The 19,467-nt window shown below is 49.6% G+C and carries 19 protein-coding genes and 1 riboswitch; of the genes, 13 read left to right on the top strand and 6 right to left on the bottom strand.

Annotation, left to right across the window (positions count from 1 at the left end):
- Positions 1-415: 415 nt before the first annotated feature.
- Positions 416-1,249: a formyltetrahydrofolate deformylase gene (purU, locus tag C7A19_RS08060; protein WP_069361423.1), complete on the bottom strand. Its 834-nt coding sequence runs from the start codon at positions 1,247-1,249 to the stop codon at positions 416-418.
- Positions 1,250-1,408: 159 nt separating this feature from the next.
- On the opposite strand from purU, the gene C7A19_RS08055 reads away from it, so the two are divergent.
- From C7A19_RS08055 to rnd, 7 genes are all read left to right on the top strand, one after another.
- Positions 1,409-3,373, top strand: a complete 1,965-nt coding sequence (locus C7A19_RS08055) for an ATP-dependent DNA helicase (protein ID WP_116644662.1) — start codon at positions 1,409-1,411, stop codon at positions 3,371-3,373.
- On the top strand, positions 3,374-4,069 hold the full coding sequence (gene tsaB / locus C7A19_RS08050) for a tRNA (adenosine(37)-N6)-threonylcarbamoyltransferase complex dimerization subunit type 1 TsaB (protein ID WP_077459557.1): 696 nt from the start codon (positions 3,374-3,376) through the stop codon (positions 4,067-4,069).
- A gap of 32 nt (positions 4,070-4,101) precedes the next feature.
- Positions 4,102-4,404: a hypothetical protein gene (locus C7A19_RS08045; protein WP_069361426.1), complete on the top strand. Its 303-nt coding sequence runs from the start codon at positions 4,102-4,104 to the stop codon at positions 4,402-4,404.
- Positions 4,405-4,426: 22 nt separating this feature from the next.
- Positions 4,427-4,972 carry a Slp family lipoprotein gene (locus C7A19_RS08040; RefSeq protein WP_069361427.1) on the top strand — a complete coding sequence of 182 codons (546 nt, stop codon included), beginning with the start codon at positions 4,427-4,429 and terminating at the stop codon, positions 4,970-4,972.
- Between the two features lie 18 nt (positions 4,973-4,990).
- Complete coding sequence (locus C7A19_RS08035; RefSeq protein ID WP_235614278.1) at positions 4,991-5,965, top strand: alpha/beta hydrolase; 975 nt, start codon at positions 4,991-4,993, stop codon at positions 5,963-5,965.
- Between the two features lie 121 nt (positions 5,966-6,086).
- Entirely contained in the window at positions 6,087-7,778 is a 1,692-nt protein-coding gene (gene fadD / locus C7A19_RS08030) for a long-chain-fatty-acid--CoA ligase FadD (protein ID WP_116644661.1), read from the top strand.
- An 85-nt stretch (positions 7,779-7,863) separates the two neighbouring features.
- Positions 7,864-9,015, top strand: a complete 1,152-nt coding sequence (gene rnd, locus C7A19_RS08025) for a ribonuclease D (RefSeq protein ID WP_155522559.1) — start codon at positions 7,864-7,866, stop codon at positions 9,013-9,015.
- A gap of 56 nt (positions 9,016-9,071) precedes the next feature.
- On the opposite strand, the gene minE is transcribed toward rnd, so the two are convergent.
- From minE to minC, 3 genes are read right to left on the bottom strand one after another with little or no spacing between them, the layout of a single operon-like run.
- On the bottom strand, positions 9,072-9,341 hold the full coding sequence (gene minE, locus C7A19_RS08020; protein WP_046073536.1) for a cell division topological specificity factor MinE: 270 nt from the start codon (positions 9,339-9,341) through the stop codon (positions 9,072-9,074).
- A 1-nt stretch (position 9,342) separates the two neighbouring features.
- On the bottom strand, positions 9,343-10,155 hold the full coding sequence (gene minD, locus C7A19_RS08015; RefSeq protein WP_069361429.1) for a septum site-determining protein MinD: 813 nt from the start codon (positions 10,153-10,155) through the stop codon (positions 9,343-9,345).
- A gap of 17 nt (positions 10,156-10,172) precedes the next feature.
- On the bottom strand, positions 10,173-10,835 hold the full coding sequence (minC, locus tag C7A19_RS08010) for a septum site-determining protein MinC (RefSeq protein ID WP_116644659.1): 663 nt from the start codon (positions 10,833-10,835) through the stop codon (positions 10,173-10,175).
- A 269-nt stretch (positions 10,836-11,104) separates the two neighbouring features.
- On the opposite strand from minC, the gene C7A19_RS08005 reads away from it, so the two are divergent.
- Both C7A19_RS08005 and C7A19_RS08000 read left to right on the top strand, forming a co-directional pair.
- Positions 11,105-11,380 carry a YcgL domain-containing protein gene (locus tag C7A19_RS08005; protein WP_069361431.1) on the top strand — a complete coding sequence of 92 codons (276 nt, stop codon included), beginning with the start codon at positions 11,105-11,107 and terminating at the stop codon, positions 11,378-11,380.
- A gap of 11 nt (positions 11,381-11,391) precedes the next feature.
- Positions 11,392-12,363 carry a lytic murein transglycosylase gene (locus tag C7A19_RS08000; protein WP_077485596.1) on the top strand — a complete coding sequence of 324 codons (972 nt, stop codon included), beginning with the start codon at positions 11,392-11,394 and terminating at the stop codon, positions 12,361-12,363.
- Between the two features lie 51 nt (positions 12,364-12,414).
- Here C7A19_RS08000 and C7A19_RS07995 read toward each other — a convergent pair whose 3' ends face one another.
- Positions 12,415-12,840 carry an H-NS family nucleoid-associated regulatory protein gene (locus C7A19_RS07995; protein ID WP_116644658.1) on the bottom strand — a complete coding sequence of 142 codons (426 nt, stop codon included), beginning with the start codon at positions 12,838-12,840 and terminating at the stop codon, positions 12,415-12,417.
- A 271-nt stretch (positions 12,841-13,111) separates the two neighbouring features.
- A riboswitch (Lysine riboswitch) is annotated at positions 13,112-13,293 on the top strand.
- 88 nt (positions 13,294-13,381) lie between these two features.
- On the opposite strand from C7A19_RS07995, the gene C7A19_RS07990 reads away from it, so the two are divergent.
- Together C7A19_RS07990 and C7A19_RS07985 are read left to right on the top strand one after the other, a co-directional pair.
- Entirely contained in the window at positions 13,382-14,965 is a 1,584-nt protein-coding gene (locus C7A19_RS07990; protein WP_077458011.1) for a Na+/H+ antiporter NhaC family protein, read from the top strand.
- 107 nt (positions 14,966-15,072) lie between these two features.
- Positions 15,073-15,654, top strand: a complete 582-nt coding sequence (locus C7A19_RS07985; protein WP_046073529.1) for a thymidine kinase — start codon at positions 15,073-15,075, stop codon at positions 15,652-15,654.
- A gap of 77 nt (positions 15,655-15,731) precedes the next feature.
- Here C7A19_RS07985 and cspD read toward each other — a convergent pair whose 3' ends face one another.
- Positions 15,732-15,953, bottom strand: a complete 222-nt coding sequence (gene cspD / locus C7A19_RS07980; RefSeq protein WP_046073528.1) for a cold shock domain-containing protein CspD — start codon at positions 15,951-15,953, stop codon at positions 15,732-15,734.
- An 808-nt stretch (positions 15,954-16,761) separates the two neighbouring features.
- Between cspD and clpS the strand changes: the two genes are divergently transcribed.
- A complete protein-coding gene (clpS, locus tag C7A19_RS07975) occupies positions 16,762-17,082 on the top strand; it encodes an ATP-dependent Clp protease adapter ClpS (protein WP_069361435.1) in 321 nt (106 codons plus the stop codon).
- Between the two features lie 45 nt (positions 17,083-17,127).
- The gene (gene clpA, locus C7A19_RS07970) at positions 17,128-19,383 is read left to right on the top strand and encodes an ATP-dependent Clp protease ATP-binding subunit ClpA (protein ID WP_116644657.1); all 2,256 of its coding nucleotides are present in this window, start codon (positions 17,128-17,130) and stop codon (positions 19,381-19,383) included.
- The last annotated feature ends 84 nt before the right edge of the window (positions 19,384-19,467 follow it).

Raw genomic sequence — 19,467 nt, 5'->3', positions numbered from 1 at the left:
GAATGACCCGTTTTGTGGGCTTCCAGCTTATTAATACAAGAATCCGCCAACACTGCACTGCCACGTAACCAAGCGTGCAAACACAGTGTTGGCGGGATGCTGTATTGTTGCGAACCATGACGTCAATCGACGCGGATTATCCCTAATGATACCCATAAAACAGCAGGCATTGGCAATAGTTATTCAACACCATCCTTGATATCTTTCGCGACTGGAAGACAACGAGCACCTTAAAACCTTGAGAGGTCACTGTGCATGATGCCAGCAATTGGACATCCCTGATGCGAGATCAAGCAGCTTTTACAGATAAAATCAATCAGTTGCTAGAAGTACTGGCCTTTCATCCTTATGCACTCGCGCCAATCATTACCAGCGAAGCCAGTGCTTAAGCACTGGCTCAACCAATGTTGTCGTTTTACAAGATCACGGTTTTATTGCCATGGACAAACACACGGTCCTCGGTGACAGACTCGATGGCCTGACTCAATACGCTCTTTTCTACATCTCGACCCGCTTTGGCCATATCTTGTGCGCTAAAGCTGTGATCAACATGAATCACGTCTTGGCCAATAATCGGTCCCTCATCTAAATCATTAGTGACAAAATGCGCCGTCGCGCCAATGATTTTAACCCCACGCTCGAATGCTTGGTGGTAGGGACGGGCCCCGATAAACGCAGGCAAAAAGCTGTGATGGATATTGATGATGCGATGCGGATACTGGGCGACAAAGTCAGGTGTCAGAACTCGCATGTATTTCGCGAGAATAATGTAGTCAGGCTGATGGGATTGAATCGCTTTGAGCATCGCTTGCTCGTGCTCTTCACGACTCAGACCTTCATGGCTGACATAATGAAAAGGAATATCAAAGCGCTCAGTCAGATGTTGTAGTTTGTCGTAATTACCCACCACTGCGGCAATATCAATCTCGAGCGAGCCATCATAAGCTTTCATTAGAATGTCGCCGAGGCAGTGGGATTCTTTGGTGACCATGATGACGACGCGTTTGCGGCGCGAGCTAATCAGCTGGCGCTGGCTGCCAGGCGGTAGCGCATGGTCAAGGTCGAGAAGCAGGGTGTGATCGTTAAAAATCCCCTCTAGCTCAGTGCGCATATAAAACTGCCCAGTGACATTATCAACATACTCTCGGTTGTGAATAATGTTGAGCTGATGTTTATAGCAAATGTTGGTGATGGTCGCGATGAGCCCTTGAGCGTCAGGACAGTCCGTGAGAAGTGTTTTTCGTTCCATGTTGGTCGTGTACTGCTGATGACTAAACCCTCGGTTGTACCCTGTCTCAGCCGCAAGGTCAAAGTGATTTTACGATGCGTCACGGGTTTCTCAGGGGAGTGGTTTCATCCCGTAGAGGGGTTTGGCATAATGGCGGCTTTCCCCCTGTGTATTTATACAATGATCCGTAAGGTTTTCTCAGACAACGGTGCGCTGGCTAAAGCGATTGATGGTTTTGTGCCTCGCCAGCCGCAAACAGATATGGCGATTGCTGTTGATACGGCCATTCGTGACCAAGGCCAGCTCGTGGTGGAAGCGGGCACAGGAACCGGGAAAACCTATGCCTATCTCGCCCCTGTTTTATTAAGTGGTAAAAAGGCCATCATCAGCACTGGCTCGAAAAATCTGCAAGAGCAGCTTTACCACCGTGATTTACCGCTGATGAAGTCAGCCTTGGGCTACACAGGGACGACCGCCTTATTGAAAGGTCGCGTTAATTACCTGTGTCCAGAGCGACTCGAGCGACAAATTAGTGAGTGCCATCGTCCCGACAGCGAGCCTGGGCAATTGAGTCAGCTGGTTAAAATTCGTGAGTGGTCGTCGTATACCGAGTCGGGGGATCTGAGCGAGTGTGACGCACTGGCTGAAGATAGCCCCCTGATCCCTGTAGTGACGTCTACCAATGACAATTGCCTTGGTAAAGACTGTCCAAGCTATGAAGACTGTTATGTGGTTAAAGCGCGGCGTCGTGCGATGGATGCCGACGTGGTGGTGGTTAACCATCACCTCTTTTTGGCTGATGTGGCCATCAAAGAAACGGGGTTTGGCGAGTTGATCCCAGAAGCAGACGTGATGGTGTTTGATGAAGCGCACCAGCTGCCCGATATCGCCAGTCAGTATTTTGGTCAATCGCTATCTAGTCGACAATTGCAAGATGTTGCCAAAGACATTCATATCGCCTATCGCACTGAGCTACGGGATACGCGTCAACTGGAAAAAGTCGCTGATCGCCTTTCGCAAGCGGCGATGGATATGCGCTTGGTGATGGGCGAGCCCGGATATCGAGGTAATTGGCGTGAACTTCAGGCTTCGCCCACGGTTGAAAAAGAGTTGGTACGATTGGCTGACGCGCTCGAACTTGCCCATGATGTAGTGAAGTTATCCTTGGGGCGAAGCCAATTACTTGACGCTGCGTTTGACCGGATTACCTTATTTAAAGCGCGGCTTGCACGCTTAAAAGACACCTCAATCACCGGGTACTCCTACTGGTACGAATGTACGCGGCATCACTTTAGCCTCAATATTACTCCCTTATCGGTGGCGGATCGCTTTCGTGAGCAAATGGCCGAACAGGGGGGCGCTTGGATTTTTACCTCCGCGACCTTGGCCGTTGAAGGGGACTTTGCGCACTTTAACCACCGCCTAGGGATTGACGCTAAGCAGCAAATGACGCTGGAAAGCCCCTTTGACTATCCCAATCAGGCGAGGCTTTGCGTGCCCCGACACGTGCCGGAAACCAATAGTTTTCGTCGAGCCAACAAACTGGCCGCATTATTGGGACCGGTGATCGAACGTAACCAAGGGCGTTGCTTTTTCCTATGCACGTCGCATCAAATGGTACGAGAGCTATCAGCCCTGTTTCGTGAGCATCTGTCATTGCCCGTCCTCATGCAAGGAGAGATGCCCAAGCAGCGCCTATTGGCAGAATATTTGTCGTTGGGCAATGCCTTGCTGGTGGCGACGGGCGCCTTTTGGGAGGGCATTGATGTGCGTGGGCAAGCGCTTAGTTGTGTGATCATCGATAAACTCCCATTTGCCTCCCCCGATGATCCTTTATTAAAAGCACGAATAGAAGATTGTAAATTGCAAGGGGGCGATCCCTTTGCTCAGGTACAGATCCCCGAAGCGGTGATCACCCTAAAACAAGGGGTGGGGCGTCTTATTCGGGATCAACAAGATTTTGGTGCACTGGTTATTTGTGACAACCGATTGGTGACCCGCGCATACGGCGCAACCTTTTTGCGCAGTTTGCCGGCGATCCCTCGCACGCGGGACTTACACCACATCGACGATTTTTTGTCGGGCAGTGACACCAACAGCAACATAATGAACTCGTATTCATTCGATCAACCGATAGAGGGTTAAATGACGCTACGAATATTGGCCGTAGATACGGCGACCGAAAACTGCTCTGTCGCACTGTGCTGTGATGACCAGATTATCACGCGCAGCGAAATTGCACCGCGTGAGCATACCAACAAGATCCTCCCCATGGTTGATGAAGTATTGGCAGAAGCGGGGGTTGAACTGGCGCAGTTAGATGCGCTGGCGTTTGGCCGCGGGCCAGGAAGCTTCACCGGTGTGCGTATTGGCATTGGTATTGCACAAGGTTTAGCGTTTGGGGCGGATGTACCCATGATTGGTGTCTCAACATTGGCGGCGATGGCAGCACAAAGCTATCGGCTACACAACGCGACCCAAGTACTGGCGGCGATTGATGCGCGTATGAGTGAACTCTATGTCGGCCAATATCGGCGGACTGACACTGGCGCATGGCAGTGTGTCGGTGAAGAGAGGGTCGTCGCCCCGGAAGCACTCACCCCTGACTGTACTGAGGGAGTGTGGACATTGGCAGGAACCGGCTGGGCAGCCTATCCTGATCTAGCCGCTCGCTTGGCATTGCAGACGGCGTCGTCAGAGGTGTTATACCCCCAAGCACAAGATATGCTGGAGATTGCTAAGCATGCGTATCATGCGGGAGACATGGTCGCAGCGGAACTTGCTAGCCCCACATATCTGCGGGACAAAGTCACTTGGAAAAAGTTACCCGGGCGCGAATAACCCCCATGAGGCCGGCAGCATAGGACGTGAATATGGTATCGATTAACGGTGTATCCTCCCCACAGACAAACCGGCCTAACCACCCCCAGCGCACAGGCAAAAAGCCGCAAACCACGCGCAAGCAAACGCCCAAGACGACACAGGTGGCTAAGGCGGTGCGCCAACGTGTCGATCCCGCCGCGATTGCGCAAGCCGAGCAGGCGAAGCAAGAGTACGTGCAATATGATTTGCCGGACGGTCGCGGCCGTCAAGCGATGGCTTCCTATTTCGCGGTGTTAAATCAAGCCAGGCGAGAGGAACTGATCAACTTAGTGGGCGTCGATATCTATGTATGATGTGGCGTGAAAGGAGCCTGATATGAAATCTTACTTGTTTGCCTTATGCGGCGTGCTATTACTGAGTGGCTGTACCAGTTTGCCTGAGTCATTAAAAGGCCGGATGGACCAGCCCGTGACCGAATACCCGGTGGTCGCGAAAATGACCCAAGCAAATCAAGGAGAAGAGGTACGCCTGGGTGGCTTGATTGTCGGGGTGAATAACCGTGAGCAGGACTCCGTGGTTGAAATCGTGGCCTTGCCCACGTCGACAGCGGGTCGGCCTGATATCGATGCCTCGTCACTGGGGCGCTTCAAAGCGATTTTTACTGGCTTTATTGAACCGGCTGATTATGCCAAAGGCCGGCCAATAACAGTGTTGGGCGATTTTCAGGGCCGTCAGGCGGGAAAAGTGGGGGATTACTCCTATGATTACCCCGTGCTTAGGGTAAAAGGACATCAGCTTTGGGATATTGAACAGCATGTGGTTGATGATGACAGACCTTATTGCTACGGCTTGTACTGCTCCCGAGTGCGCATTGGCGTTGGCACGGGACGGGTGCAAAGCGTGATTAGTTTACCTTATTAGCCCTCAAATGGGATCGTGATGATGACACCGCCATTGACGGAGACATTCGAGGCATTATTGGCGTCTGATCCGGCAGTACTCGGGTTATCGTCTGGCTTAACGCCGACCTCGATGCGACTTAATGATGTGACAGTGGCAGCGGCAATACGCCCGGCGACCGGCTTAGCGCCAACATTGGTTTTTTTACATGGTTGGCAAGACAACCTGGCGAGTTTTCATTCGCTGATCCCCATGCTGCCCCAAGACTACGGGTTACTGATGTTTGATTGGCCTGGGCATGGTTTGTCTGAGCATAAAGCCGGGGATTATCATTACCCGTTTTTCGATTATCTCGACAGTTTGCATCAAATCCTTCACCAGACACCTTGTTCGCAATCGGAGAATTCGCAATCGGAGAAAACAGGGCCCGTCATATTGGTGGGGCATTCATTGGGAGGCCTAGTGGCCAGCTGTTATGCAGCCAGCTTTCCAGCATCAATCGCGGGGGTTATCTCGATAGAAGCATTGGGGCCTATTGTTGAGCCTGAACATAAAATCACCGAACGCATGGCGAAAAGTCTTAATCAGCGCTTAAATTCAGTGCAAAAAACACCACGTCTCTTTGATTCTGCGATGAAGGCGCTACAATTGCGCGCATCCATTAATAAAGTCGCCGGTCAGTTATTGATGCCACTGGTTGCTCGCGGGATTGAGACATGCAGCCATGGTGTGCGTTGGCGTCATGATCCCAAACTTGGTGGTGAGCCCCTGTATCGCATGGCGCCCGGCCATGGAGAGTCGATTATTCGAGCGATTGAATGCCCTGTGCTGGCGATTCGCGCGACAGATGGGTATCCTGCGCTTCGCTCTGCCGATGCCGCGCAACGAGCCACGTGGTTTAAGCAATTGACACTCATTGAGATCCCCGGGACACACCATTGTCACCTTCAGCAACCGCAACAAACTGTGTCGTTAATAACGGATTTTGTGACCAAAATTCAAACGCGCACTTAAAATGCTCGTGTAAAAATAATGTTAACGCTATGGTGGGCAGGTTAAACACCTGTTTGAATTATGCCTCGCGTCGATCGAAGCAGGCAAAATAGCCTGCAAGTTAACACATAGGAGAAAGCCAGTGGAAAAGGTATGGCTTAATCGTTACCCGTCGGACGTGCCGGCGGAAATAGATCCAGATGCCCATCGCTCTTTGGTCGAGATGTTTGAACATTCTGTCCAGCAGTACGCGGATCAAACTGCCTTCATAAATATGGGGCAGGTCATGACATTTCGTAAACTGGAAGAGCGCAGCCGTGCGTTTGCTGCCTATCTACAAAACGAGCTGAAACTGAAAAAAGGCGATCGCGTTGCCATTATGATGCCGAACTTGCTGCAATATCCGATTGCCTTGTTTGGTATTTTACGAGCCGGTTGTGTGGCCGTGAACGTGAACCCGTTATACACCCCTCGTGAGCTTGAGCACCAATTAACGGATGCCGGAGCAAAAGCGATTGTGATTGTGAGTAACTTTGCTCACACGCTAGAGAAAGTGGTCGACAATACGCCGGTTAAACATGTGGTACTGACCAGTTTGGGCGAACAGTTGCCACGTGCCAAAGGGACTCTGGTTAACTTCGTGGTCAAATACGTCAAAAAAATGGTGCCTAAGTATCATTTGCCGCATGCCACCTCCATGCGCCAAGCGCTGCGCCGAGGCCGACGTATGCAATATGTGAAGCCTTTTTTGAAAGGCGAAGACATTGCGTTTTTACAATATACCGGTGGCACCACGGGGTTGGCGAAAGGCGCCGTACTCACTCACAGAAATATGCTGGCTAACGTTTATCAAGCTAAAGGGACGTATCAGCCGGTACTTAATGCAGGTGAGGAGTTAGTGGTCACCGCATTGCCGCTTTATCACGTCTTCGCGCTCACGGTGAATTGCCTATTGTTTATTGAAATGGGTGGGCAAAATCTACTGATCACCAATCCACGCGATATTCCAGGTTTTGTCAAAGAGCTACAAAAGTACCCGTTTACAGCCATCACAGGTGTGAACACGCTGTTTAATGCGCTGCTTCATAACGAAGACTTCCATGAGTTGGACTTTTCTAACTTGCGCTTGACCGTCGGTGGTGGCATGGCCGTGCAAAGGGCGGTCGCGGAAAATTGGAAAAAGCTGACGGGCAAGCATCTGCTTGAAGGATACGGGTTAACGGAATGTTCGCCACTGGTAGCGGCCTATCCTTATGATTTACGTGACTACAACGGCTCCATTGGATTGCCCGTGCCATCGACCGAGGTGCGCATCGTCGATGATCAGGGTGACGATGTGGCGGACAACCAGCCGGGTGAGTTGTTAGTGCGTGGCCCGCAAGTGATGCAAGGGTATTGGAATCGTCCAGAGGCGACACGAGAAAGTATCGACGAACAAGGTTGGTTAGCCACTGGTGATGTGGTGCAGTTCGATGATGATGGTTTCTTGCATATTGTCGATCGCAAAAAGGACATGATCCTTGTCTCTGGTTTTAATGTGTATCCCAATGAAGTGGAAGATGTCGTTGCGTTGCATGACAAGGTGCTAGAAGTTGCCGCCATTGGCCAGCCAGATGAGAATTCTGGGGAAGTGGTTAAAATTTGTGTGGTCAAAAAAGATCCGTCGCTTACGCGAGATGATCTTGTGGCGCACTGTCGCAAACACCTCACTGGATACAAGGTGCCACGGGTAGTGGAATTTAGAGATGAACTGCCTAAAACCAATGTGGGTAAAATTCTGCGTCGAGAGCTACGCGATGAACCACAAGCCACCGAGCAAAAAGCGTCAGCTTAATGCGAACCGAACCAGAAAAGGGTAAACTGTCGATAACGACTCACGAAATGCCGGCCTCGCCGGCATTTTCTTTATGGGCTTTTTTGTGAACTATCAACAAATCACCACCGATCAACAGCTGGTCGATATCTGCGCACATTTTCGAGACCAAGCCGTTGTGATGCTTGATACCGAGTTTGTCCGTACGCGTACCTTTTATGCACAACTGGGGCTGGTCCAGATTTATGATGGCGAGCAACTGGTGCTGGTTGACCCGCTAGCCATTGATGATCTTTCCCCGTTATGGGCGCTGTTGACTGACACCCAGGTCACCAAGGTGTTACATGCGAGTAGCGAAGACTTAGAGGTTTTTCAGCACTACGCGGGCGTATTGCCCTCTCCCATGATAGATACCCAAATCGTCGCCGCTTTTTTAGGTCATGGCGTCTCCGAGGGCTTTGCAAGCTTGGTAGAGCGTTATGTCGGCGTGAGCTTAGATAAAGGAGAGTCGCGCACTGATTGGTGTGCACGTCCCTTAACCGAAAAGCAACAACAGTATGCGGCCGCTGATGTCTATTACTTGCTGCCGCTTTATCAAGCGCTGACGCAAGCCCTATCCGATACGCAGTGGCATGACGCCATGGTAGAAGAGTGTGGTCTGTTGTGCCGTAAAAAGCAGTGGGTAAAGCCGGATGAAGCGGCTTATCTCGATATTAAGTATGCGTGGCAGCTTAAGCCTCAACAGTTAGCGGTATTGCAAACCCTTGCCAAGTGGCGAGCTAAGGAAGCGCGTCGCCGGAATATGGCTCTTAACTTTATCGTTAAAGAGCAAAACCTCTGGAAAATGGCGCGTTATGGTATTCGTACCGTTGAGCAAATGAACGAGCATGGGTTCGACAAATTTGAAGTACGCTATCACGCGCAAACCTTGATAAAGTTGGCAACCCAAGCGGATAAAACCCCGTTAGCCAAATGCCCGCCGGCCATCACACGTTTAGTTGATGAACCCGGGTATAAGTCGGTGATTAAAGCGATGAAGGAGCAGGTGCAAGCCCAGGCCGATAGATCAGGCTTAGCGCCTGAGTTTATTGGCTCCAAAAAGCAGCTTAATCAATTGATTACTTGGGTATGGAGAGAGGAGTGTCAAGAAGATAAACGCCCTGACTTAGCCTCGGGGTGGCGCTTTCGGTTAGTAGGAGAAACATTGCTGACGATGATCCCTAACGCCCCAGGGGCATCGTCATCATCTCGCGCATAAACAAAAGCGGTGGCCTTGAGCCACCGCTTTCTGTATTCGCCCGTTGTGATTGAGAGCTAGCTCTCTTTTCCCTCTTCGGGCAAGGTGACGTTCAGCTCCAAGACGGACAGATCATCATCGCCTTGTTCGAGGCTGACAGACACCTGGTCCGGTGCGATATCTACGTATTTTCGGATCACATCTAGAATATCTTGCTTGAGCTGGGGCAAATAAGTCGGCGCAGGGCTATCCGCACTGCGACGCTCGGCAACAATGATTTGTAAACGCTCTTTGGCAATATTGGCCGACTTTTTCTTTGATGGGCGGAAGAATTCAAGCAGTGCCACATTAGCCTCCGAATAAGCGTTTTAGGAAACCTTTGCGCTCTTCCTCAATAAAGCGGAAGGGGCGCTCTTCACCCAGCAGGCGCGCAATAGCATCTTCATAGGCTTGGCCGGCATCAGACTCTTGATCCAGTACCACTGGCTCACCTTTGTTAGAAGCGTGCAATACAGACTGACTTTCAGGGATGACCCCTAACAGTGGAATACGCAGGATATCTTCTACATCCTCAACACTGAGCATTTCACCGTTGGTCACACGCGCGGGGTTATAGCGAGTGAGTAATAAGTGATGTTTTACCGGATCCTCGCCGTTTTCTGCGCGGCGTGACTTAGAATCGAGAATACCAAGAATACGATCAGAGTCGCGCACGGATGACACTTCTGGATTTGTGGTCACAATCGCTTCGTCAGCAAAATACAGCGCCATTAATGCGCCGGCTTCAATGCCTGCGGGTGAATCACAAATAATGTATTCAAAGCCAAGTTCATCCATGTCTTTTAAAACGCGCTCGACACCTTCTTTCGTTAACGCATCTTTGTCGCGCGTCTGAGAGGCTGGCAGAATAAACAAATTTTCTACGCGTTTGTCTTTAATGAGTGCTTGATGCAGATTGGCTTCGCCGTTAATGACGTTAACAAAATCGTAGACCACGCGGCGCTCACAGCCCATCACCAAATCGAGGTTACGTAGGCCAATATCAAAATCAACCACGGCCGTTTTTTTGCCTGTCATGGCCAACCCGGTCGCCAATGCCGCACTCGATGTTGTTTTACCAACACCGCCTTTACCGGAGGTAATTACAATGATTCGTGCCATTCCTCTTCCTTATTCTCTTATAGCGTGAGGGGGTCAATGTGTAAGCTTTCTTGATTAAGCGAGACCATAGAAGGCCGCTCTATATGTTCTGATGGAATTTTATCACTGAGCCAATAGCTTCCTGCTACCGACAATAATTCTGACTGAAGGTTCTGACAATAAATACGCGCTTGTTTTTGTCCACTTGCACCGGCAATGGCTCGGCCACGCAAAACGCCATAGATATGAATACTGCCATCGGCAATCACTTCCGCGCCGGCACTCACATGATTGAGGATCACCAAGTCGGCGTTTTTTGCATAGATTTGCTGACCTGAACGCACAGGGGCGGTGACCACTTTTGCAGGCGGCTGAATCGGATCGGCAACTCGGGATTGCTTGCTCGACTTGAGCACGGCTAATTGTGCATCCAGCGCAAGCTCACGTGTATCATTGTGGGTGACGCCGGTCAGCCCAACGAGAATCATGCCTGTGGCTTGTAAGCACTGCTTTAAGACACCGATATCAGGGCATTGTGATAGACGGCTAATGTCAGCGACAACAGGAGCGCCTTGAAAAAAGGCCGGTGCTTGAGTGACTTTCTCTGTCAAAACATTGGCAGCGGCAGCAAAATTATCGTCAACGAGGTGGAGGACGGAAAGGGTAAAGGTAGAGCCTTTCAACTCCGGTTGTTTGAGCATGTTATTCGATCCCGGTTTTGTCATTTAAACACGAGTCAGACGCGCATTATCAGACGTTGGATAGCATGGTATATTCACAGCGCCAATGCGGCAAGCAGGGTTTGCCGTTGATGCGGCATTTCTCCCTTTAATGGTGTTTTTTTAACATTTGAATGAGAAATGGCAGCAGAAACGTGTTTTGACACACTTTGCTGCAAAGCTTAACAAACCTTTACCCCAAGATGACAATCTATCGCCTGTAATATGGCACGCTCATGAGGACTTTTGAGATGTATTGCGCAATTTATCGTAGTAAAAAGAAAGAAGGCACCTATCTTTATCTTGCAGAGAAAGATAAATTTGATGATGTGCCCGAGGCACTCATGAATAGCTTTGGGCAGCCCGAATTTGCCATGATGATCAACTTAGACAAGCGCGATAAACTGGCAGCAGTTGACATCAATAAGGTTAAACAAAGCCTGCAAAGTGATGGCTTTTTTGTGCAATTGCCTCCGCCACCTGACGCGGCATTGCAGGCCATTCGTAATAAAAACGAAAAACTGTAAAAAGGATGACTATGCGCAAAGGTATGATTTCAGCCTCTATCGCGGCGGCACTCTTGGTGAGCCCTGTGATGGCCAAGCCCGGATTCGAGCAGTATGTGACCACCTTAAAAGCCGAAGCACGTGAGGCGGGCATCAGTGATGCGTTACTTGAGCGTGCCTTTAAGGACGTTAAATACCATGAGCGTGCAGTCAGCTCCGATCGAAATCAACCTGAGCGACGTCTCACGCTGGATGAGTATATTCCGCGTGCTGTGCCTGATTGGAAAGTCGCTCAAGCGAAACAACTGTATCGTGAACATTATGACACTTTGAAAGCCATTGGTGAGCAGTACCAGGTTCAGCCGCGTTTTATTGTGGCTTTATGGGGTGTAGAAAGTAATTTTGGCAAACTTCAGGGTAGTTATAATGTCATTGAAGCCTTATCAACATTAGCCTTTGATGGCCGTCGTGAGGCTTTTTTTCGCAAAGAGACCATGGCCGCACTGACGATATTAGAGCAAGGGCACATTGCGCCTGAAGCGATGAAAGGCTCTTGGGCTGGGGCGATGGGTCAATGCCAGTTCATGCCGAGTTCTTTTATTAACTATGCGGTCGATGGAAACCAAGATGGCAAAAAAGATATTTGGCAAACGGAAGCTGATGTCTTTGCGTCTGCTGCAAATTATTTAAAAAAAGCGGGATGGGATGATACCTACACGTGGGGACGGCAGGTCCAGATCCCTGAAGGCATCGATCGTACTTTGCTTGGCACCAACAGTGAGAAAGCACACTCATTGAGTGAGTGGCAGACGCGTGGGGTACGGCGAATGAATGGTCAGGCGTTACCGGCCGTCGATATCAACGCTTGGTTGATTCAGCCTGATGATGGTAAAGGCAGGGCTTATCTTGTTTATAATAACTACCAGAGCTTATTGAAATGGAATCGCTCGCACTACTTCGCGTTAGCGGTGAGCCATTTGGCGGACAGAATTAAATTTGGTTAAGGGATAAAAAAAAGAGGCTGAGCGCCTCTTTTTTTATGCGGGAATATGGACTTAGGCTTCCTGACCTGGGATGAGGAAGTCTTCCTGCTTGGCCGCGCCGCTTTCAATCGCTTCGCGAATCACTTTAGGCATACGGCCTTGGCCCGTCCAGGTTTTTTGTGAGCCATCTTCGCCCGTATATTGATATTTTGCTGGACGTGTGGCGCGTTTACCCGATGCTTTACTCTTCGAAGTACCACCTAACAATGCTACGATTTCTTCTGGGCCAATACCGTCGGCTTCTAACATAGCACGGTATTTTTCTAACTTCTCTAAACGTTCTTTTTCTTTTGCCTCGGCTTGACGGTCAAGCTCTTTACGCTCTTCAACAACCGTTTGAAGTTTTTCTAATGCTTCATTAAGTTGTTCGGTTGACATTTCTTTGGCAAGTGCGCGCAAGCTACGCAAATTGAGTAAGGCTTTCATTGCATCAGACATTATTGGTTCCTATTTGATTTATATGTTAATTGAAAGAATGATAGCAGTATAATTGAAATATACAATATGGCTTATATTAATACGTCATATTGCGCATTAATTGCAAGTTAACTGCAAATTTGACTTTAATTCTATTGTCTTTTTGAAGCGAATGTCTAAAAAAATAGAAGATGAGACGTATTTTATTGGCATCGCGTAAGCTGGGGTTTAATCGATGCTTTTTCAACCATAAAGAGTTGCGATGGTAAGCACGTTGTGTAGAATGCACCACGCTTAACGTAGAGGTGCGTTGTTTATCAGTCGTGCGCAAGAGGGTGATTCCGATGAGAGTGCATAAAAGGAAGCAACGCCGAAGCCAATCAGGTCATCACACCGATTGAGCTGGGGCTGTTACCGAATAGGGGCAGCACTGCCATAGTACTTGGAAATACACTATGGAGCGCTACTGTATGTAGGAGGCAAGCTGTTTGCCGTGTGATACCACGCCTTACCGTCTTCATTTCTGCAGTAGATCTCCAACCACCTGGTTGACACTGAGATCATGAACTTAACAGATTTTTCTTCATCCGCTTTATCTCTGCTTCCCCCTTTATTGGCTCTGGGCCTCGCGATTGCTACACGACGGGTTTTATTGTCCTTGGGTATGGGAATCGTACTGGGTACGGTATTACTGACCGATTTTTCTATCCTCTCTTCCGGACAGTACCTGCTTGAGGTGATTACTGGGCTATTTATCGCTGATGGAGGCTTAAATAGTTGGAACTTAAGTATTCTCGCGTTTCTTATTTTACTCGGGATGATCACCGCGCTTCTGTCTCTTTCTGGAGGTACCCGCGCGTTTGCCAATTGGGCGCAAAGCCGGATCAAGAGTAAACGTGGGGCGAAACTGCTCGCGGCGTTTCTCGGCGTATTTATCTTTGTTGATGATTATTTCAACAGCTTAGCGGTGGGGGCCGTCTCTCGTCCCGTCACAGACAGGTTTCACGTCTCTCGAGCGAAACTGGCTTACATTCTTGATTCCACAGCCGCCCCTATGTGTGTGATCACGCCGGCATCAAGCTGGGGGGCTTATATCATTACCGTGATTGGCTCTATTTTGGTGGCACATGGCGTCACGGATTACACGGCGCTAGGGGCATTTGTCACCATGATCCCAATGAACTTTTATGCCATTTTTGCCTTGCTGTTAGTGTTTGCGGTGGTTTGGTTTCAACTGGATATTGGCCCGATGCGTCAGTTTGAATATCAGGCGAAAAAAGGCAGCCGACTGGGCGATGAAAGTGAAAACTGCGCTGATATTTGCGACGACCTAGGGATTGAGGAAAGTGATAAAGGCAGCGTGGCTGATTTGGTTGCCCCCATTATTGTACTCGTCGTGGCGACGGTGGGTGCAATGTTATATACCGGCGGGTTGGCATTGGCAGCCGAAGATCAATCCTTTTCTCTGCTCGGGGCGTTTGAAAATACCGATGTCGGGATGTCATTGCTATGGGGTGGACTCGCGGGTTTAGCCGTATCCTTGGTGATGACAGCGAAACAAGGTATAGCGATATCAAATATTGCGAAAACCCTTTGGGTGGGCGCAAAGTCTATGTTTGGCGCTATCCTCATTCTGTTATTTGCTTGGTCGATTGGTCATATTATTGGCGACCTACAAACAGGTCAATATTTGTCGTCCTTAGTGGAGGGGAACTTACCAGCGCAACTCTTGCCTGTAGTGCTCTTCTTGTTGGCGGCAGTGATGGCCTTTGCCACAGGGACGTCGTGGGGAACGTTCGGTATTATGCTTCCTATCGCGGGCGATCTTGCCGCGGCGACAGACATTGCACTGATGCTACCTATGCTCTCAGCAGTATTGGCAGGGGCGGTATTTGGCGATCATTGCTCACCGATTTCTGATACCACTATCTTGTCTTCAACAGGGGCACGATGTGGACATATTGACCACGTCGCGACTCAGCTCCCTTATGCCATTGGTGGGGCGATTGTCTCAACCGTCGGCTTCGTGGTGTTAGGCTTTACCGCGTCACTTCTCTGGTCATTGGTGGCGACCGTGTTTGCGTTCGTTGCACTATGTGCTGGGTTAATGTGGCTTAAAAAGCGCCCGTGTAAATTGGTCGGTTAATTATCTAGCCTCGCCTTGGCGGGGCTTTTCTTTTTCTGCTAGTGCGGTAGCATGCCTGTTTATTTAATCCAGCTCGCCCAAAATGGGCATTACGTGTAGAGACAGTTATGGCTCAGTTATACTTTTATTATTCGGCAATGAACGCGGGTAAGTCGACCACCTTGTTACAATCGGCCTTTAACTACCAAGAGCGCGGTATGCAGCCTCTACTTTTTACCGCCGCGATTGATAACCGCTATGGGGTTGGAAAAATCAGTTCGCGAATTGGCTTAGAAGCTGATGCTCACCTGTATGACAATCAAACGTCGCTGTTCGAGCACGTCGCGACCATCTTGGCGCAAGAGAAAGTTGACTGTTTATTGATTGATGAGAGCCAATTTTTAACTAAACAGCAAGTGCTCGAGTTGACTGATGTGGTGGATAAGCTGCGGATCCCCGTATTGTGCTACGGATTAAGAACAGATTTTCGTGGTGAGCTGTTTGAAGGGTCACAATACTTGCTGGCGTGGGCCGATAAGCTCGTTGAACTGAAAACCGTGTGTCATTGTGGGCGTAAAGCGAGTCGAGTCATTCGCCAAGATAGCGAAGGCAATGCCATTGCCGATGGTGATCAGGTGGTGATTGGAGGCAATGAACGGTATGTCTCTGTGTGTCGCCGGCATTATAAACAGATGCTCGGCTTACTCTAGACAGGATTGAGTGCGGTAAAGAACAACAAAGGCGAGCCGTAAGCTCGCCTTTTCTATTTGGCCGACCGGATTCAGCGCTATTTCGCCGCTTCTTGATCGACTGGCACAATTTCACTGGCATGGTAGCCTTTGGGTCCTTCCTGAACCTCATAGTTGACGGTTTGTCCCGCCTTTAATGTCTTATATCCGTCCATCTGGATGGTAGAGTAGTGGGCAAACACATCGCCTTCCCCTTCTACCGGACAAATAAAGCCAAATCCTTTTGCATTGTTAAACCATTTTACTGTACCAGTTTCCATGCGACACATCCTTCTTGCATCAAACTTTGCATACCTGTGATAAACGCGTTCATTTCACCTCGTCAATTTGACCAGCGCGGTACTGTCGCACCCTCGCCCGTGCCAATAAACAGAAGTGATATGGTGAGTTTATCGACCACATGTTTCACTTTAGTAGATACTTTTAGGCAGTCAAGTGTGGGGTATAACTTATAACAGTAATGTAATATCAAATCGAAAAAGTGTGAGGAAGTGGCAATTATTCATTCAGAAACAGACATCTTAGTTGCATAGTTTTTTAGGGTTTTCTCCGGATGTTTTCGCTATTAAAAAAGTGTGATTGCAGTGATAGATACGCGATAACAGGCCGTAACTATTACTTTTTATTCTAATAACTGGCTTTTTTCCCCCTTAAGTGTATGGATTAGTGTGAGCGCTATTGGCATGATTCACGCAGTCTGCCTGCTTAAAAATGAAAATGAAGTGAATATTCTCGAGTCGAGAGAGGCGTATGTCTATGCTCACCTATCACGCTTGATGCGATCCGCTAACCGGCTTGTCGTTAGTCGGCATGCCTTAATTTTTATGCATTCTAGTGCAGGCACGAATGGTAGGTTTTTGTCGTATTCAGTGAACGAAATTCTGCGCGAGAGACTAGTGTGTAATACGGTGATTAACAATTGCTCAGGCAAACGATGTTCGCAATGAAAAGGTTGCTGGAATACAATCTGTGGCTTAACTTTAAGTATAGGTGGACGGGAAACGTGGATGGCAGTAGTGCCCCGCCACATCTCTTACCGAGACACCCTAACAATGCATTGAATGAGTTATGAGTAATTGGAACCAGTGGGGTTTGCCTGACGCGGAGGCCGAAGCGTCAGAAAAAACAAAGTTGCAACCACCATCAATGTACAAGGTGGTGCTAAATAATGATGACTATACTCCGATGGAGTTTGTGATCGATGTGCTCCAGACGTTTTTTGCCATGGATGTGGACAAAGCGACGCAAGTCATGCTGACGGTGCACTATGAAGGAAAAGCGGTCTGTGGCGTATTTACCGCCGAGGTTGCTGAAACGAAAGTGGCACAGGTAATGATGTATGCCAAAGAGCATGGCCATCCGCTACTGTGCACGATGGAGAAAGCTTAGCCGGCTCCATCACGCTTTAGCGCGGTTTTTGAGGGAGGTGCCTTTATGCTTAACAAAGAACTTGAAGCCAGTTTGAATGGCGCGTTTGCACGAGCGCGTGAAAAACGCCACGAATTCATGACGGTGGAGCACCTGCTTCTCGCGTTGATCGATAATGCGGCCGCGCACGATGCGCTGGTCGCGTGCCGTGCAGATTTGGAGGCGCTGCGCAAAGAACTTGATGCGTTTATTGAGCAAACCACACCGCTAATCCCTGCGGACGATGAGTCGCGGGAAACGCAGCCAACGCTAAGCTTCCAGCGCGTACTCCAACGAGCTGTTTTTCATGTGCAGTCATCCGGTCGTAGCGAAGTAAGCGGGGCGAACGTATTGGTGGCGATCTTTAGCGAACAAGAATCCCACGCCGCTTATCTGCTTAAAAAGAACGACGTGAGTCGCCTTGACGTAGTCAACTATATCTCTCATGGCACCACGAAAGATGAAGGCGACGATCTACCCAGTAGTGACATGGGGGCTGATGAGGCCGGTGCGGAGCCGGGTGAAGATCGTTTGGAGAACTTCGCAACCAACCTCAATCAGCTCGCACGTGTTGGCGGTATTGATCCACTCATCGGTCGTGATAAAGAGCTCGAACGCACCATCCAGGTATTGTGTCGCCGTCGCAAGAATAACCCCCTGTTGGTTGGCGAAGCCGGGGTCGGTAAAACAGCGATTGCGGAAGGGCTCGCGTGGCGCATTGTTGAAGGGCAAGTGCCAGATGTGATCAAAGATTGCGTGATTTATTCGCTCGATATTGGCTCTTTGCTCGCGGGCACCAAATACCGTGGCGACTTTGAAAAGCGCTTTAAATCGATCTTAAAGCAACTCGAAAAAGAGGATCACGCGGTACTCTTTATCGATGAGATCCACACCATCATTGGCGCTGGTGCGGCGAGTGGTGGCCAAGTCGATGCCGCAAACTTGATTAAGCCGCTATTGAGTAGCGGAAAGTTACGCTGTATTGGCTCGACGACCTACCAAGAGTATGGTTCTATCTTCGAAAAAGAGCGGGCACTGGCGCGCCGTTTTCAGAAAATCGATGTGGTTGAGCCCTCTATTGATGACACCACCAAGATTTTGATGGGTCTGAAGCCGAAATATGAGGCTCACCACGAAGTGCGTTACACCAACAAGGCGATTCGTGCCGCGGTCGAGCTGTCGGCAAAATACATTAATGAGCGTCATTTGCCAGATAAAGCGATCGATGTGATCGATGAGGCGGGGGCGCGGTGCCGGATGGCGCCAGCCAGCAAACGCAAGAAGACGGTCAATGTCCCTGACGTTGAGAGTATGATTGCGAAAATGGCGCGTATTCCCGAGAAGTCGATTTCGTCGTCCGATAAAGACGTGCTGCAATCACTGGATGATAAGCTCAAAATGCTGGTGTTTGGTCAAGATACTGCCATCACGGCGCTGTCTGAAGCGATCAAGCTGAGCCGCGCAGGCTTGGGCGATGAGAACAAACCGGTCGGCTCGTTCTTGTTTGCCGGACCTACCGGGGTTGGTAAAACCGAGGTCACGGTACAATTGGCTCGCGCCATGGGTATTGAGCTGCAGCGCTTTGATATGTCGGAGTACATGGAGCGTCACACAGTGAGCCGCTTGATTGGCGCGCCCCCAGGCTATGTGGGGTACGATCAGGGTGGGTTGCTGACTGATGCGGTGATCAAGCACCCATACAGTGTGGTGCTGCTTGATGAAATCGAGAAAGCGCATCCAGACGTGTTTAACTTGCTCTTGCAAGTAATGGACAATGGCACTCTGACTGACAATAACGGGCGCAAAGCCGATTTCCGCAATGTCATCTTGGTGATGACCACTAACGCCGGCGTCGCCGAGACGGTGCGTAAGTCTATTGGCTTGATTCAGCAAGATCACAGTCATGATGCGATGTCGGAAATTAAGAAGGTGTTCTCGCCAGAGTTCCGTAACCGCTTGGACAACATCATTTGGTTTAACCACTTGAATGAACAGGTTATCTTGCAAGTGGTAGATAAGTTCATTGTTGAGCTACAAGCTCAACTGGACGCCAAAGGGGTGTCGCTTGAGGTGACGTCAGAGGCTAAGCGCTGGCTAGCGGAAGAAGGCTATGACAAGGCAATGGGCGCACGGCCGATGGGACGTGTTATCCAAGATAACTTGAAAAAGCCACTGGCTAACGAGCTGCTGTTTGGCTGTCTGGTTAACGGGGGGACAGTTCGTGTGGTATTGAAAGATAACCGATTGGACTTCCAATTCAGTGATCAAATGGAGCCGGCTTAATCGGTTCGAGAAAAAGCAAAACCCGGCATCGCTGCCGGGTTTTTTGTTTGCCCAGCGAAGCTGGCAAACCCGTCAGGTTGAAAG

Source organism: Salinivibrio sp. HTSP, from assembly GCF_003390965.1.
GTDB classification, from domain to species: domain Bacteria; phylum Pseudomonadota; class Gammaproteobacteria; order Enterobacterales; family Vibrionaceae; genus Salinivibrio; species Salinivibrio kushneri.
This window is presented reverse-complemented; position numbering and strand designations above follow the sequence as displayed.

Excerpts from the sequence above, each read along its gene's own strand:
- C7A19_RS08045 (WP_069361426.1), top strand. The coding sequence starts at position 4,102 with ATGGTATCGATTAACGGTGTATCCTCCCCACAGACAAACCGGCCTAAC.
- C7A19_RS08000 (WP_077485596.1), top strand. The coding sequence starts at position 11,392 with ATGCGCAAAGGTATGATTTCAGCCTCTATCGCGGCGGCACTCTTGGTG.
- C7A19_RS07990 (WP_077458011.1), top strand. The coding sequence starts at position 13,382 with ATGAACTTAACAGATTTTTCTTCATCCGCTTTATCTCTGCTTCCCCCT.
- C7A19_RS07985 (WP_046073529.1), top strand. The coding sequence starts at position 15,073 with ATGGCTCAGTTATACTTTTATTATTCGGCAATGAACGCGGGTAAGTCG.
- C7A19_RS08040 (WP_069361427.1), top strand. The coding sequence starts at position 4,427 with ATGAAATCTTACTTGTTTGCCTTATGCGGCGTGCTATTACTGAGTGGC.
- cspD (WP_046073528.1), bottom strand. The coding sequence starts at position 15,953 with ATGGAAACTGGTACAGTAAAATGGTTTAACAATGCAAAAGGATTTGGC.
- C7A19_RS07995 (WP_116644658.1), bottom strand. The coding sequence starts at position 12,840 with ATGTCTGATGCAATGAAAGCCTTACTCAATTTGCGTAGCTTGCGCGCA.
- minD (WP_069361429.1), bottom strand. The coding sequence starts at position 10,155 with ATGGCACGAATCATTGTAATTACCTCCGGTAAAGGCGGTGTTGGTAAA.
- clpA (WP_116644657.1), top strand. The coding sequence starts at position 17,128 with ATGCTTAACAAAGAACTTGAAGCCAGTTTGAATGGCGCGTTTGCACGA.
- purU (WP_069361423.1), bottom strand. The coding sequence starts at position 1,249 with ATGGAACGAAAAACACTTCTCACGGACTGTCCTGACGCTCAAGGGCTC.
- C7A19_RS08055 (WP_116644662.1), top strand. The coding sequence starts at position 1,409 with ATGATCCGTAAGGTTTTCTCAGACAACGGTGCGCTGGCTAAAGCGATT.
- C7A19_RS08005 (WP_069361431.1), top strand. The coding sequence starts at position 11,105 with ATGTATTGCGCAATTTATCGTAGTAAAAAGAAAGAAGGCACCTATCTT.
- clpS (WP_069361435.1), top strand. The coding sequence starts at position 16,762 with ATGAGTAATTGGAACCAGTGGGGTTTGCCTGACGCGGAGGCCGAAGCG.
- C7A19_RS08035 (WP_235614278.1), top strand. The coding sequence starts at position 4,991 with ATGATGACACCGCCATTGACGGAGACATTCGAGGCATTATTGGCGTCT.
- tsaB (WP_077459557.1), top strand. The coding sequence starts at position 3,374 with ATGACGCTACGAATATTGGCCGTAGATACGGCGACCGAAAACTGCTCT.
- minC (WP_116644659.1), bottom strand. The coding sequence starts at position 10,835 with ATGCTCAAACAACCGGAGTTGAAAGGCTCTACCTTTACCCTTTCCGTC.